This window comes from Brevibacterium zhoupengii, assembly GCF_021117425.1.
Lineage (GTDB): Bacteria > Actinomycetota > Actinomycetes > Actinomycetales > Brevibacteriaceae > Brevibacterium > Brevibacterium zhoupengii.
The window spans coordinates 156,715-170,345 of the sequence record NZ_CP088298.1; the positions used below are offsets into that span (position 1 = coordinate 156,715).

At 65.3% G+C, this 13,631-nt stretch carries 12 protein-coding genes; 5 read left to right on the forward strand and 7 right to left on the reverse strand.

All coding sequences use genetic code 11. The features are described 5' to 3' along the window. Window positions 1-38 precede the first annotated feature (38 nt). The gene (locus LQ788_RS00690) at window positions 39-953 is read left to right on the forward strand and encodes a LysR family transcriptional regulator (protein ID WP_231444276.1); all 915 of its coding nucleotides are present in this window, start codon (window positions 39-41) and stop codon (window positions 951-953) included. 112 nt (window positions 954-1,065) lie between these two features. On the opposite strand, the gene LQ788_RS00695 is transcribed toward LQ788_RS00690, so the two are convergent. After that, window positions 1,066-1,956 carry an IclR family transcriptional regulator gene (locus tag LQ788_RS00695; RefSeq protein ID WP_231444278.1) on the reverse strand — a complete coding sequence of 297 codons (891 nt, stop codon included), beginning with the start codon at window positions 1,954-1,956 and terminating at the stop codon, window positions 1,066-1,068. 107 nt (window positions 1,957-2,063) lie between these two features. Between LQ788_RS00695 and LQ788_RS00700 the strand changes: the two genes are divergently transcribed. The 3 genes from LQ788_RS00700 to LQ788_RS00710 all read left to right on the forward strand — a co-directional run bounded on the left by LQ788_RS00700 (window position 2,064) and on the right by LQ788_RS00710 (window position 3,864). Continuing rightward, on the forward strand, window positions 2,064-2,645 hold the full coding sequence (locus LQ788_RS00700; protein WP_231444280.1) for a dihydrofolate reductase family protein: 582 nt from the start codon (window positions 2,064-2,066) through the stop codon (window positions 2,643-2,645). A 170-nt stretch (window positions 2,646-2,815) separates the two neighbouring features. Beyond that, on the forward strand, window positions 2,816-3,619 hold the full coding sequence (locus LQ788_RS00705; RefSeq protein WP_231444282.1) for an ABC transporter ATP-binding protein: 804 nt from the start codon (window positions 2,816-2,818) through the stop codon (window positions 3,617-3,619). A 56-nt stretch (window positions 3,620-3,675) separates the two neighbouring features. After that, a complete protein-coding gene (locus LQ788_RS00710) occupies window positions 3,676-3,864 on the forward strand; it encodes a hypothetical protein (protein WP_231444283.1) in 189 nt (62 codons plus the stop codon). A gap of 18 nt (window positions 3,865-3,882) precedes the next feature. Here the strand turns inward: LQ788_RS00710 and LQ788_RS00715 are convergent, their stop codons facing one another. Both LQ788_RS00715 and LQ788_RS00720 read right to left on the reverse strand, forming a co-directional pair. Then, complete coding sequence (locus LQ788_RS00715) at window positions 3,883-4,893, reverse strand: threonine/serine dehydratase (protein WP_231444285.1); 1,011 nt, start codon at window positions 4,891-4,893, stop codon at window positions 3,883-3,885. A gap of 156 nt (window positions 4,894-5,049) precedes the next feature. Next, complete coding sequence (locus LQ788_RS00720; RefSeq protein ID WP_231444288.1) at window positions 5,050-6,402, reverse strand: MFS transporter; 1,353 nt, start codon at window positions 6,400-6,402, stop codon at window positions 5,050-5,052. Window positions 6,403-6,671: 269 nt separating this feature from the next. Between LQ788_RS00720 and paaZ the strand changes: the two genes are divergently transcribed. Beyond that, on the forward strand, window positions 6,672-8,708 hold the full coding sequence (gene paaZ / locus LQ788_RS00725; protein ID WP_231444289.1) for a phenylacetic acid degradation bifunctional protein PaaZ: 2,037 nt from the start codon (window positions 6,672-6,674) through the stop codon (window positions 8,706-8,708). A gap of 202 nt (window positions 8,709-8,910) precedes the next feature. Here the strand turns inward: paaZ and LQ788_RS00730 are convergent, their stop codons facing one another. The 4 genes from LQ788_RS00730 to LQ788_RS00745 form a co-directional block, all read right to left on the reverse strand. After that, window positions 8,911-9,246, reverse strand: a complete 336-nt coding sequence (locus LQ788_RS00730; protein ID WP_231444291.1) for a type IV toxin-antitoxin system AbiEi family antitoxin domain-containing protein — start codon at window positions 9,244-9,246, stop codon at window positions 8,911-8,913. A gap of 127 nt (window positions 9,247-9,373) precedes the next feature. Continuing rightward, window positions 9,374-10,294 carry a diacylglycerol/lipid kinase family protein gene (locus LQ788_RS00735; protein WP_231444293.1) on the reverse strand — a complete coding sequence of 307 codons (921 nt, stop codon included), beginning with the start codon at window positions 10,292-10,294 and terminating at the stop codon, window positions 9,374-9,376. Next, a complete protein-coding gene (locus LQ788_RS00740) occupies window positions 10,291-11,943 on the reverse strand; it encodes an FAD-binding oxidoreductase (protein WP_231444295.1) in 1,653 nt (550 codons plus the stop codon). Before LQ788_RS00740 ends, LQ788_RS00735 begins: the two co-directional genes overlap by 4 nt. A gap of 5 nt (window positions 11,944-11,948) precedes the next feature. Continuing rightward, window positions 11,949-13,565, reverse strand: coding sequence for a glycerol-3-phosphate dehydrogenase/oxidase (locus LQ788_RS00745; RefSeq protein ID WP_231444297.1), 1,617 nt, complete (start codon window positions 13,563-13,565; stop codon window positions 11,949-11,951). Window positions 13,566-13,631 lie beyond the last annotated feature (66 nt).

Consider the following 13,631-nt stretch of genomic DNA (forward strand, 5'->3'; position numbering starts at 1 on the left):
TAGCAAGAAATCGTCCACAGTGTCATAGTGTCTATATCATGATGAATTTGCAGCAGTTCCGGGTTCTCCTGGCCATCCGAGACGAGGGAAGCCTCAATCGGGCCGCCGAGGTGCTCGACCACGGGGTGCCGACCGTGACCCATCATCTGCGCACCCTCGAATCCCATCTGCGGATCAAGCTCGTCGACCGTTCCCGCAACGGGACGAGGCTGACACCGCTCGGGGAGTCCTTCGCCGAGGAGATCGAACCCGTCCTTGCCCGCATCGACCGCGCCGAACAGCTTGTCACGGCCCAGCGTGATGCCGGTGTCGTGACCCTGCGCGTCGGCTCCTTCTCTTCGATCGGCTCACGGCTGCTGCCCGCTGCGATCGCCGAACTCCAGCAGCGCACGTCCGTGCGCGTCGAGGTCGTCGAGGCTGAGCCCAGCGAGGTGGTGCGGATGCTCCACAGTGGTGAGGTCCACGCCGGGCTCATCTACGACATCCCCGAACTGCCCGAATTCGCGGGCCCGGAGCTGCGGTTGCGGACCCTGCTCGACGAGCCCTACCGGGTGATGGTCGCCCGCGACGGGGAACTCGCCGCCCACGAGGTCCTCGACTTCGCAACGATGAGCGACATCGACTGGGTGCTCAGCCACAACGAAGCGGAGGCCTCGGTGCGAGTGCTTCGGCGCATCTCCCGGGGACTGGGATACGAACTGCGCGAACTCATGCGCAGCGATGACCTCTACATGATCCACGGGCTCGTGGCCGAAGGACTCGGCTGCGCCCTGACCACCGAGGTGGCAGTGGACACCGACTTCGACGTCGTCCTCCGTCCGGCCAAGCAGGACCTGGGCCAGCGTCGGGTCTCCTTCGTGACCAGGCCCGGACCGAACCCGGCCGCGGTGGGGTGGCTGGGCGAGATCCTCGGTGCGGTGGCCGCGCGAGTGGGGGCCGCCCCGGCGGAGTGATGTGCTGGGGTGGCCTTGTCGGCTTCATCGAGCGGCCTACTTGGCGTCGACGGGGTCAGTCGCGACCTGCGCGCTCGACGCTAAGTGGTCCGCTCGATGGCTAGGGGAAGGCTCAGGGATCCGCGTGGTCGCTGAGGGCCTCGGTGATGGTCTTAGCCTCGCGGCGAAGCAGGGCGACGAGCCGTTCGACGCGGGCGCCGGTGACGCGGTCGGGGACGCTGGCGATCGACAGGGCTGCTCGAGGTCGGCTGCCGCGGACCTTCAGCGGCACACCCACGGCCCATGACCCTTGGGCGAAGAGGCCGGGATTGTGGACGAAGCCGTCGACGCGGGCGCGGTCGATGATGTCGCACAGTGCTGCGATGGAGACCTTGGGGTACCGCTCGGCGAAGATCTGCGCATTGGCCTCAAACTGGGCGTCCACCTCGGCGGGGGAGAGCTCGGAGAGGATCGCGAGGCTGCCGGCGCCGATGCCCAGTGGATGGCGATCACCCACGGACAAGGCATTGTTGAGTATCTCGCCGAAACCCTCCTCGCGGCGGGCGCAGATCGAGTAGCTGCCGGTGCGCAGGGTCAGAAAGGCCGTGTCCTGGCTCAGTTCTGCCAGGCGCAGCAGGCTCGACTCCGACTCTGTGACCAGGGGGTCGACCGACTTCTGGGCGAGCTGACCGAGGATCTGCGACTGCACGCCGAGGCGGTACCCACCCTCCTCGAGGCGTTCGACGTAGCCCATGGCGATGAGCGCCTGGAGCATGCGGTGGACGCTGGCCTTGGGACGGCCGCTGATGGAGGCCACCTCGGACAGGCTGGCACCGTTGCTGCGCTCGCCGGCGATGAGGCCGACGAGGTTGAGCAGCGTCAGCGCTCGCTGAATGCTCTGGGCGCCGGTGCCGGGTTCGAGGTCGTCGACGGCGTGGGCGACGTTGAACGATGCGGAGCGGCGCAGGATCTTCCCACGCATCTTCATCCGGTGTTCGTCTTGAGGGTCGCCGCCGTTGTGCATGCCTCCATTATGGTCCCACTCGGCCTCGTCTGTTGGAGGTGGGTCTGGCCATCGCCGACTGCGGAGCGCACACTGAACTTACTGCCTACGCTCTGTGAGGAGCAATCATGAGTGCCACCTACACATTCGACGTGTTCTCGAGCCTCGATGGGTTCGCCTCGATCAGTCCCGACGGCGACTGGGGAGGGTACTGGGGCAAACAGGGGCCTGAACTCCTCGACCACCGACTCGAACTCTACAGCGAACCCAACCGGCTCGTCCTCGGCGCGAATACCTTCCGCGAGTTCACCGCCATGCTCGCAAATGCCGAGGACTTCCCCGATGTGCTCGACCCATGGGTCACCGCGATGCGCAGCTGCCCGACCACCGTCGTCTCGAACTCGCTGAGTGAACCGCTCGATTGGCCGGGAGCGACCCTGGCCGCCGGTGACGCTCTCGAGGTGGTCGAGCGGATGAAAGAAGAGTCCGAGGTCCCGATTCGTTCGCATGGCAGCCTGTCGATGAACCGGGCGCTCATGGAGGCAGGGCTCGTCGACCGAGTGCAGGTCACGATCTACCCCGTCATCACCGGTCGCACGGGCGCCCAGCCCATCTTCGCAGGGACGCAGGACTTCGACCTCGAACTTCTCGAATCCACAGTGCTCGACGGAAGAACCCACGAACTCGTCTACCGGCCGACCCTGCACTGAGCTCTCGTCATGCTGGGTCGCGACTCAGCGATCCAGGATGTGGAACATGGTTGTGCCCGGGGAGGACCACCTCGGCGAGGCCCGGATCTAGAATCGACAACGGCTCCCTGACGGAGCCGGCTCCTGAGCGGAGCCGAGCGATCTTGATGTGGGAAGAGAGTGTGGACGACGTGGCAAAGACGGTCCTGAAGTTGGACGATGTGACGTTCCGGCGTGGGGAGACGAAGATCCTCCACGGCATCGATCTGGCGATCGGGCAGGGCGAGCACTGGGTCCTCATCGGGCCGAACGGAGCCGGGAAGTCAACCATCCTCAGCTTCGCCTCCGCGCAGGTCTTCCCGACCTCGGGGATCGTGGACATCCTCGGCGAGCGGATGGGCCGCGTCGAACTTCAGGCTCTGCGTCGCCACATCGGCCACGTGAATCCGCGCCATCCGCTGCGCTCGAACCTATCCGTGCGCGACGTCGTCCTCACCGGACTGACCGGCACGGTCGAGCGCCCCTTCCGCTGGGGGGCGAGTGCCGAGCAGATTGCGAAGGCCGATGATCTCATCGCCGAGGTGGGGCTGACCTCCCGTGCGGACGCGGGCTGGAAGATCCTGTCACAAGGGGAACGAGGCCGAGCCCTGGTGGCCCGGGCGCTCATCGCCGATCCCCAGCTGCTCCTCTTCGACGAACCGACCACCGGCCTCGACGTAGCCGCCCGCGAGCAGCTGCTCGAGACCATCGACTCGCTCTCCGTGACCTCGCCACAGCTGACAACGCTGCTGGTCACCCACCATCTCGAGGAGATCCCGGAGTCCACGTCGCACGCGATGCTGATCTCCCATGGTCGCCTCTCTGCCTCCGGCGAAATCGCCGAGGTGCTCACAACGGACCAGGTCAGTGCGGCCTTCGAACATCCGATCGACGTCGGCTACGCCGACGGACGCTGGTCGGCCCGCGCAATTCGGCAGCGCGCCGTGGCTGTGTGAGCTGCTCCGTGTCTCGCGTCATTGCGCGCTCAGACCACGCGGCTTAGTCTTGAAGCATGAAGATGAGTACCGTATGGAGCATCGTTGGCGCGATCCTCGCCATCATCATCGCGTGGTGGGTCGTCAACGTCGCGTTCTCGATCGCCTGGTTCCTCGTCAAGGCGATCATCGCCCTCGTTGTCGCGGTCGCCATCTTCGCCCTGATCAAGCAGGCCTTCCGGTCGAAGGACAAACAGCGCAGCTAGCGCCGAACTCTGCGTTCTTCAGAGATCGCCGAGGCTGGTGTTCGCCCCGCACAGGACGACGCAGACCTTTTCATCCGGCCCCGGCACGTAGACGCCTGAGTCCTCAGATCCGTGGATTCCCGCCAGCGCCGTCGCCGCCGCATGCTCAAGCGCCAGACGATGTTCACCCCACAGGTGACGCCTGGCGCTGACGATCTGCTCATCGTCGACGAGCACCGAGGTGACCAGCTCACTCTGCGCGGCAGCCACCGCCAGGGGAGTGGCTCGCCGGGCACCCAAAGAGTCCGCGGCCACCGAATCGACCGACACGTCCACGGGTTCGCCCGCCTCCAATGCGGCATTGAACGCCCGACAGTTCCGCGGTTCGACGGCGACCGTGCGCACCCCATGGAACGTCGCAGCCGTGGCCACTCCCGCGAACAGACCCCCACCGCCCACGGAGACGACCACCGTATCGAGGTCAGGAATCTGAGAGAGGATCTCGGTCATCATCGTCCCGGCACCGGCGGCGATGAGCGGATTGTCGTAGGCATGTGAAGCCAGCGCCCCTGAAGACTTGACGAACTCTTCGCAGGCCAGGGCCGCCTCGGCGAACTCGGAACCGCTCAGACGCACCTCGGCGCCATAGCCGCGCAGCCGCTCGACCTTGACGGCGGGCGCATTCTCGGGCAGGAACACTGTCGCCGGAACACCGGCATCGCGGGCAGCCCACGCGCACGCCAGACCCGCGTTTCCACCCGAGGCGATCGTGACACCGGCCTCGGGGAGGGTGCCTTCAGCCAAGTGGGTCTGGATGAAGTTCTGTGCCCCGCGGGCCTTGAACGATCCCGTGTACTGCATGAACTCGAGCGCGAAATGAACCCCGGACCCCGCCGGGTCATTGGCTGGTGGGGCAGACCAGGTCGCGGCCGTCGGAGTCGGTGCTGCGGGCGCCTGGCCAGGCTGAGCGGAGGCCACCGTGACCGGTCGCACCCTTCCGGAGATTCTGGCTGCGGCCGCTTCGATATCGGGATAGGCCAACTGCGTCATCGGAGCCTCCTCAAATTGTGCACTCTCATTGTTGAGAATGGACAGGCTGGTTGAGAACGGACAGGCTGATCACGTTTGATGCAAGAAGCCAGTCTGCAGACTGGCCTGCTGCACCAAAAGTGATCGGTTTCGACTCCACCCTACGGGCATGCGCGTTCAGCTCGTGTGCTTGACGATGCCCAGGGACGCGCCCTTGGTCTCCTTGACCAGGCTGACGGCGATGAGCGAGATGATGCAGACGACGATCATGTAGGCCGCGATCGACAGCGAGGAGCCGGTCCGAGCCAGTAGGGTCTCGGCGATCGTCGGAGCGAACGCACCACCGAGGATCGCGCCCAGGGCATAGCCGATCGAGACGCCGGAGTAGCGGACCTGGGGTGGGAACATCTCCGCGTACATCGCAGACATCGGGCCATAGGACAGGCCCATGCCGACGGTGAGGATGAAGATGCCGATGCCGTACATCCAGATATTGGCCATATCGATCATGAGGAACGTCGGGACCAGCCACAGGATGAGGAGGATGTAGCCGACCTGGAAGGTGCGCACGCGACCCAACTTGTCCGACAGGGCACCGCCCCACATGGTGAAGACCAGCCAGCCGAAGCTCGCCAGAGTCGTGGCCAGGAGCACGGGTGCCCGGTCGAGGCCGACGGTGCCGCCCTGGTCGATGGGCCGCGAGGCATAGGCGGCGAAGAACGCGATGATCATGTAGCCCACGGCATTGTTGCCGATGAAGATCAGGGCGGAGAGGATGACTTCCTTGGTGTTCTTCTTGAACAGCGTCGACAGCGGAGCCGAGGACTCGGCACGGCGCTCGGCGAGCTCGGCGAAGACAGGGGATTCCTCGACCTGGCGGCGAATGTAGTAGCCGACGATGACGAGGGCGACGGAGAACAGGAACGGAATCCTCCAGCCGAAGCTCGCGAACTGCTCGGTGGTGAGAACGGTGGTCAGGATCCAGATCACGCCGGTGGCGAGGATCATGCCCACGGGCACGCCGATCTGCGGATAGGCGCCGAAGAGTCCGCGTTTGTTCACCGGTGCGTGTTCGACCGAGAGCAGTGCGGCACCGCCCCATTCTCCACCAGCGGAGAAGCCCTGCAGGATCCGCAGCAGCGTGAGCAGGATGGGTGCGCCGATTCCGATGGCCGCATAGTTGGGCAGGAGCCCGATGAGTGAGGTGGCCAGGCCCATGAGGATGAGCGTGAGGACGAGCATCTTCTTGCGTCCGATGCGGTCGCCGAGGTGGCCGGCGATGATCGCGCCCAGTGGCCTGAACAGGAAGGAGATCCCCAGCGAGGCCCAGGCCATGATCTGTCCGAGGGCCGGGTTGTCCGAGGCCAGCGGGCCGAAGTACTGGACCGAGAGGATGAGGCCGGCGGCCTGTGCGTAGATGAAGAAGTCGTACCACTCGATGGTGGTGCCGACGAGGGTTCCGGCCAGGACCCGGCGTTCCTCGCGGGTGATCGAGGAGGGGGCTGCCGCTGCGGGCGAAGCTGTGGACATGAGAGATCTCTCCCGGGGGTGATGTGGTGCGACACGGTGCGGCGTACGCGGTGGTCCTCGACTCTGAGTGATCGCCGGCGCGTTCGGGCAGGTGACTGAATGGTCAGTAATTGTCTTCGAGCATAGTGCACATGGTGATCGGTGTCACCTGCCAGGCCGGGCAATGACAATAACCGACCGATTGGTTAGTATTGCTGTGAGGAAGCGGCAGCGGGGCCGATGATGGCCGCCGTGCACCGGGAGACCCAGTTCGACCAGGGAGAGACGATATGACCGAGATTCTCAGTTCGTATGTGGCAGGCGACTGGCACACCCCCAGCGGGAGCCCCGAAGGCGCCCGAGCCGTCCACGACGCGACGAACGGGCAGCTGACCCATCACGTCTCCTCGTCGGGCATCGACTTCGCCGCCGTCGACGAATTTGCCCGGACCACCGGCGTCGCCGAACTGCAGAAGCTGACCTTCCACCAGCGCGGCGTGATCTTGAAGAAGCTCGGCGCCTACCTCATGGAACGCGCGAAGAACTACCACGAGATCTCCTTTTCCACCGGCACCACGAAGCGTGACGGGTTCGTCGACATCGAAGGCGGAATCGGCACCCTCTTCACCTATTCCGGAGTCGCCCGTAGGCAGATGCCCAACTCCACCGTCCACCTTGACGGAGGAATCGAGCGCCTGTCGAAGAACGGCACCTTCGTCGGCCGTCACATCCTGACCTCCCGGCAGGGTCTGGCACTCCAGATCAACGCCTTCAACTTCCCCGTCTGGGGCATGCTCGAGAAGTTCGGCCCCATGTTCGTCGCCGGTGTCCCCGTCGTCGTCAAACCCGCCACCGACACCGCCCACCTGACCCGCGCCGTCGTGGCCGACATGGTCGAATCCGGCCTCCTGCCTGATGGTGCCATCCAGCTCATCGCCGGTGACGTCACCCCGCTCTTCGATCATCTGGCCGAACAGGACGCCATCGCGTTCACCGGGTCTGCGAATACGGCCAAGCACCTCGGCGGCCTGGACTGCGTGCGCGATCGCGGCACTCGCTTCTTCGCCGAGGCGGACTCACTGAACTTCTCTCTGCTCGGACCCGATGCCGCCCCCGGCACCGAGGAATTCGACCTCTTCATCTCCGGCGTCGTCGCCGAGATGACGATCAAGGCCGGCCAGAAGTGCACCGCGATCCGCCGTACCTTCGTGCCCGAACAGCACAAAGAAGCCGTCGCCGAGGCACTCCTTGCCAAGCTGGAGACCCAAAGTGTCGGCGATCCTCGCGAGAAGTCCACCCGGCTGGGACCGGTCGTGTCCGACAAGCAGCGCAACGACGTTCTCGATGCCATCGATGAGATCACCTCGGCGGGGGCCCACGTCCTCACCGGCGGTCGCGAGGCCTCCGACGAACTGGCGCAGAACCTCGGCGGGGCCTATGTCGCCGCCACTGTGCTCCAGGCCGACGACCCCTGGGCCGATGCCGTCCACGACGTCGAGGCCTTCGGGCCGGTGACCTCGCTCATCACCTATTCCTCCACCGCCGAGGCTGTCGAACTCGCCGCTCGCGGGCGCGGTTCCCTGGTCGGCTCGGTCGTCACCCACGATGCCGAGTTCGCCACCGAATTCGTCCGCCAGGTCGCCCCCTGGCACGGACGCATCCTCGTCCTCGACCGCGACGATGCTGGCGAGTCGACCGGGCACGGTTCACCCCTGCCCAACCTCATCCACGGCGGCCCCGGGCGCGCCGGCGGCGGCGAGGAGATGGGCGGACTGCGCGGCGTCGAGCACTTCATGCAGCGCACCGCGATCCAGGCCTCGCCCGACATGCTCACCGCCATCGGTGGCGAATGGGTCGCCGGAGCGCAGCGCCGCACCGGTCAGCATCCGTTCACGAAGACCCTGGCCGATCTACGAGTCGGCGATGCCCTCGAATCCGAGCGGCGCACCGTCACGCTCGAGGACATCTCGCATTTCGCGGAGTTCACGGGAGATACCTTCTACGCCCACACCGACGAGGAGGCTGCGGCCGCGAACCCGTTCTTCCCCGGACGCGTGGCGCACGGCTACCTCATCGTGTCCTTCGCCGCTGGCCTCTTCGTCCAGCCGGACCCCGGCCCGGTCCTCGCGAACTACGGCCTCGAGGGACTGACCTTCATCACACCGGTCTCACCAGGAGATTCGCTCAAGGTCACGCTGACTGCCAAGCGCATCACCCCACGTGAGACCGATGAGTACGGCGAGGTCCGCTGGGATGCCGAAGTCGTCAATCAGAACGACGAACCTGTCGCGAAGTACGACGTGCTCACCCTGGTTGCGAAGGAGTAGGAGCGACACGCACCCGCAGGGTGGCCGCGGGCGCCCGGTTTCGCGCTCAGAGGCCAACGGTTGGTAAATTCGTCTCGAAATTTTGCAAGCGGTCGAGGCGAACTTACCAACCGTTTGCGCTGTGAGTGCGTGAAACAGGGCGAACATGGCCGATGAGTTCAATGTGACATCGAGCGGCTGGGTGGTGTGCTCATCGTGCACGCTATGCCATGTCTAATAGTCGGGCCTCGCGGGCGCCAATCAACTCACGTCGGTTCGCCTCTTCGACCAGCGACCGCCAGCGTTCGGGCGGCATCTCTGTGCGCAGGTCCTCCAGCGCACGGTGGGCAGTCGTTGCCGGGATGCCTTCGTACTGCGTCAGATCGGTCGTTGGGATGTCACGGTGTAGGTACACGCCATTGCCATAGGCTCTCAGCGCGCCACGGTGCGCAAGCTTGCGCACTTCCTCGGCAGGCACACCCGCATTCTCGGCGTCGGCGATCGTGACGACACCGTGCTGTTCTGCGGCGATCTCCCAAAGATCGTGTCGATAGCTCATGACCCCATCTCTCCCTGTGAGTCAAGAGAGCACCAATATCAGTACTCATTTGCCAAGATCTTGAGGACCATTTGGGATGCGGAAGTCGTCAATCAGAATGACGAACCCGTCGCGAAGTACGACGTGCTCACCCTCGTCGCGAAGGAGCAGGAGCGACGCGCACCCGCAGCGCCGCTGGTCGGATGGACAGCGTGGCGGGGGTGTGGGTGACGGCATCACCGTCGGCGATGATCTCGACCGGCGCGGCTCCCTCGCGTGCCGCAATGGTCACCTCGCGTGCATGGCGGAAGGTGATGTGCGGGTGGAGGGCGCGCTGTCCCAGTGTGAACGCCACGAGCTCGACGGCCAGCCGAGGCAGCCACACGTCCCGCAGCAGCACGACATCGATGAGGCCGTCATCGAGCTTCGCCTTCGGGGAGAGCTTCAGTCCGCCTCCATAGCGGCCGGAGTTGGCGAATCCCGCCGTGTACCCACGGAATTCGACCTCTTCTCCGTCGATGGTCAGTGCCAGATCGATGCGCTGCGGCTGCAGGATTGCGCGAATGATGCCGTACAGGTAGACCCAGTGCCCCTTGATTCGTTTCACCGAATCGGCATAGATCTGGACCGCGGAGTCCAGACCGAGGCAGATATTGCCCACGGAGATCCGTCCGTCGAAGTCGATGACATCGATGGACCGGTCGCGTCCCTCGGCGATGATGGCGACAGCGGCTTCGATTTCTTTCGGAATGCCGAGTTTGCCGATGAGGTCGTTTCCTCGTCCTCCGGCGACGATGCCCAGAGCGGTCTGTGTGCCGATGAGTCCGGCAGCGACCGCGCGCACCATTCCGTCCCCTCCCAAGGAGACGACGATCGGTGCATTCTGTTCCGCGTATTGGGCGGCCAGCTCTCCGGCGTGCTGTTCGCTCGTGCTCTCGACCAGCAGCGCCGTCATCCCGTGGGCGGCGAAGGCTGCTCTGACCGGTTCGATCCTCTCCCGGACCGCACCATGGCGGGCGGCGGGGTTGAGGATGACGGGCACCGACAGCGGCGGCGGTGCGCTGCTCACAGTGCCTCCGGACCGTTCATGAGCTTGCCGGGGTTCATGATGCCTTCCGGGTCCACTTCGGCTTTGGCGGCGCGCAGCATCCGCACCCACAGCTCGCCGGTCTCCTGAGGGAGCCAGGGAGCGTGGTCCGCTCCGGTTGCGTGGTGGTGGGTGATCGTTCCGCCGTTGCTGACCATGGCGTTGCCGGCCGCGGTCTTCACCGCCTTCCACTGCTCCATCTCCTGGCCTTGCTGCCGCTTGGCGAAAACGGTGTAGTAGAGCGAGCATCCGGCGGAGTAGAGGTGCGAAATGTGGCACAGGACTAGGGCAGGCGTGCCGCGGTCGGCCAGAGACTTCTCGATGTCCTGTTTGATTGTGTCGTGCAGGGACTCGATCTTGCTCCACGGCGCGGCCGTCTCCATCGTTTCGACCATGACACCGTCGGTCAGCAGCTGGTCGCGCAGGTACGGGGTCGAGAAGCGATGCTTCTCCCAGGCTGTCTCGGGCGAGCCTCCCATGGTGACACCCTTATTCTTCCTGGCGATCGCCCGTCCCGCAGCCCGGCGCGATCTCGCATCCGACTTGCGGCCGTCGTAGCGCAGCACCAGCATGCACGGCGTCGTGACGCCGCGTGCGCGAAGATAGGCGAGAAGGCCCTTACGCTGAACGTCGCTGCCCAGCTGAGCCAGACCGAACTCTGTCTCATTGAGGTCAGAGAGTCTTGCGATGTCGGGGCGTACGGCACTCTGCTCAATCTCGCGCAGTGCCGTCGCGCCCGAATGGAAGTCGGGGAAGAACCAGGCATCCGGCAGGGTCGCCGCGGGTACGCGCTTGATGCGCAGCGTTGCCTGGGTGATGATGCCCAGCGTGCCCTCGGAGCCGACGAGGAGCTGACGTGGGTTGGGTCCCGCCGCGGTGGCGGGAGTCGAGCGCAGTGTGATCGGGCCGCTGGGAGTCGAGGCGCGCAGGCCGAACACGTTCTCGTCGATCCGACCGTAGCCGGTGGACTGCTGACCAGCTGAACGTGTGGCGACCCAACCGCCGATGGTGCTGAACTCAAATGACTGCGGGAAGTGGCCGAGTGTGAAGCCCTTGGCTTGCAGCTTCTGCTCGAGATCCGGACCGAATACGCCCGCCTGAACGGTCGCCGTCAGCGACTCCTCATCGATGTCGAGGATCTCATCGAGGCGGGCCAGGCTGATGCAGACGCAGCTGCTGAAATCCTTGCGAAACGCGTCGACACCGGCGACGACGCTTGTCCCGCCGCCGAAGGGCACGACCGCAATGCGCTCGTCCTGACAGATGGTGAGCAGCTCGTCGACCTCCATCTCGGAGGCCGGGTAGAGCACGACATCCGGAGCGAACGGCACCTCGCCGCTGCGCAGACGCAGCAGGTCGGGGACGCTGCGTCCGGCGGAGTGCGAGACACGGGTCGCGTGATCATCGCGAACGTATTCAGCGCCCAGAAGTGCTTCGAAGCGAACACGAGCGCCGGCGGAGAGTTCAGCTTCGGGAAGCTGGACATCAGCGAGTTCGACTGGAGGGAGGTTGACGCCTGCGGGCCAGCCACATGTCGCGGCCAGCATCTTCTTGGCGCCGGGCTTGACCGGGCCGTCATGCCCGTCCTCGCCCCAGCCCCACCAGCGCATCCTCGGTTTGATGTTGTCCATAGGTGTCATCCTTCGTCCTGGTTGTGATGAGTGTTCTCGGGTGAGGCAGTGCTCGCGGGTGAGTCTGAGTTCTCAACGAGCTCTGGGGCGTGCTTGCGCACGGCGGCGGCAAGGTCCTCGCGATCGGCGTCGACGAGGCCCCAGCGTGTTCTGCGGTCGATCACATCCTCAACGGTGAGGGCGAGTTCGTGTTCGACGGCAAACCTGATCTCCGCGCCGCTGAATGGAATGCCGTCTCTGACAGGCTCATTCAGTGCAGAGTTGTCGGCACCGTATGCTGCAACCGTTTCGGCGTCGGTGCCATAGCGGCGGATCAGGTGTTCGGGAAGACGTGGTCTCGGTGCACCGGCTCCGACGAGGCTGAGCGTCTTGGTGCGGCAGGGCTTTGCGTTGAGCCCACCGTCTTCGACAGCAGCATCGACTGCGTCTTCGGCCATGCGTCGATAGGCCGTGAGCTTTCCGCCGACGATGGTGAGGAGGTCGGTCTGCGGGTCGCGCAGCAGCGCGTGTTTGCGTGAGAGGTCAGCGCCGGAGTCGGCCTTGCCTTTGAGCAGCGGCCGAAACCCGGCGTAGCTGCCCACGACATCCTCGGGTGAGAGCGGATCATCCAGGACGGCGTTGATGATGTCGAGCAGGAATGTGCGCTCATCAGCGTCCGGTCGGGCCCGCTGAGGAATCTGCCCGTCATGGGGATCATCGGTCAGACCGATCATGACCAGTCCGTCGTCCCAGGGCACGGCGAAGACGAACCTGCCGAAGTGGCCGGGAACCGGTGCGGTGATGGCAGCAGTCGGGTTGCCCATGCTTTCGGCCCGAACCAGCAGATGCGAGCCCTTGCTCGGAGCGAGCTCGACGTCGTCGGAAAGGGCGTCGGCCCAGACGCCCGCGGCGTTGATGATCTGCTTCGCACGGATGGTGTGAGGCTCACCCGTGAGCTGATCGGTGACGTGGACGCGTCCGGATTCGATGCCGGTGGCAGAGGCGTAGGTGATGATGCGCGCCCCGTGGGCCGCGGCGGTGCGGGCCATGGTCACCACGAGCCGGGCATCGTCGACGATCTGGCCGTCCCAGCTGAGCAGCCCACCGCGCAGCCCGGTGGCGGTCGTGGCCGGCGCGAGTCGACGGACCTCGGCGGAGGATATTCGGTGGGGGCGAGGGAGCAGTGATTTCGGTGTGCGCGCCAGCATTCTCAGCGCATCCCCCGCGAGGAAGCCGGTGCCGATCAGCGTGGCATCCAGATGGCCGACGTGGGTGTGCAGCGGGAGGAGCATCTGGACAGGGTGAACCAGGTGCGGCGCGATGCGGCTCATCAGGTGGCCGCGTTCGACGGCGGACTCCCACGCAATCGGGACGTCGAGCTTCGCCAGGTAGCGCAGGCCACCGTGGGCCAGTTTCGAACTCCAGCCGCTGGTGCCAGAGGCGAGGTCTCCGCGCTCAAGGAGCACGACGCTGAGACCTCGGGAGGCTGCGTCGAGTGCGACGCCGACGCCGGTGATTCCGCCACCGATCACCACAAGGTCGAAGGCCTCTGCGTCCGATGCCTCTGCCTCGGCGAGTTCTGCGATGTCCCGCGCACGCCGTTCGGCGTTGAGTGCGGTGTTGCCTGACGTGCTGGATGTCATGCCCGACCTTTCTGGTACGAAGTCGTACCAGTTTGCATTCGCTGGGCTTTGTTGTCAAGATCACAG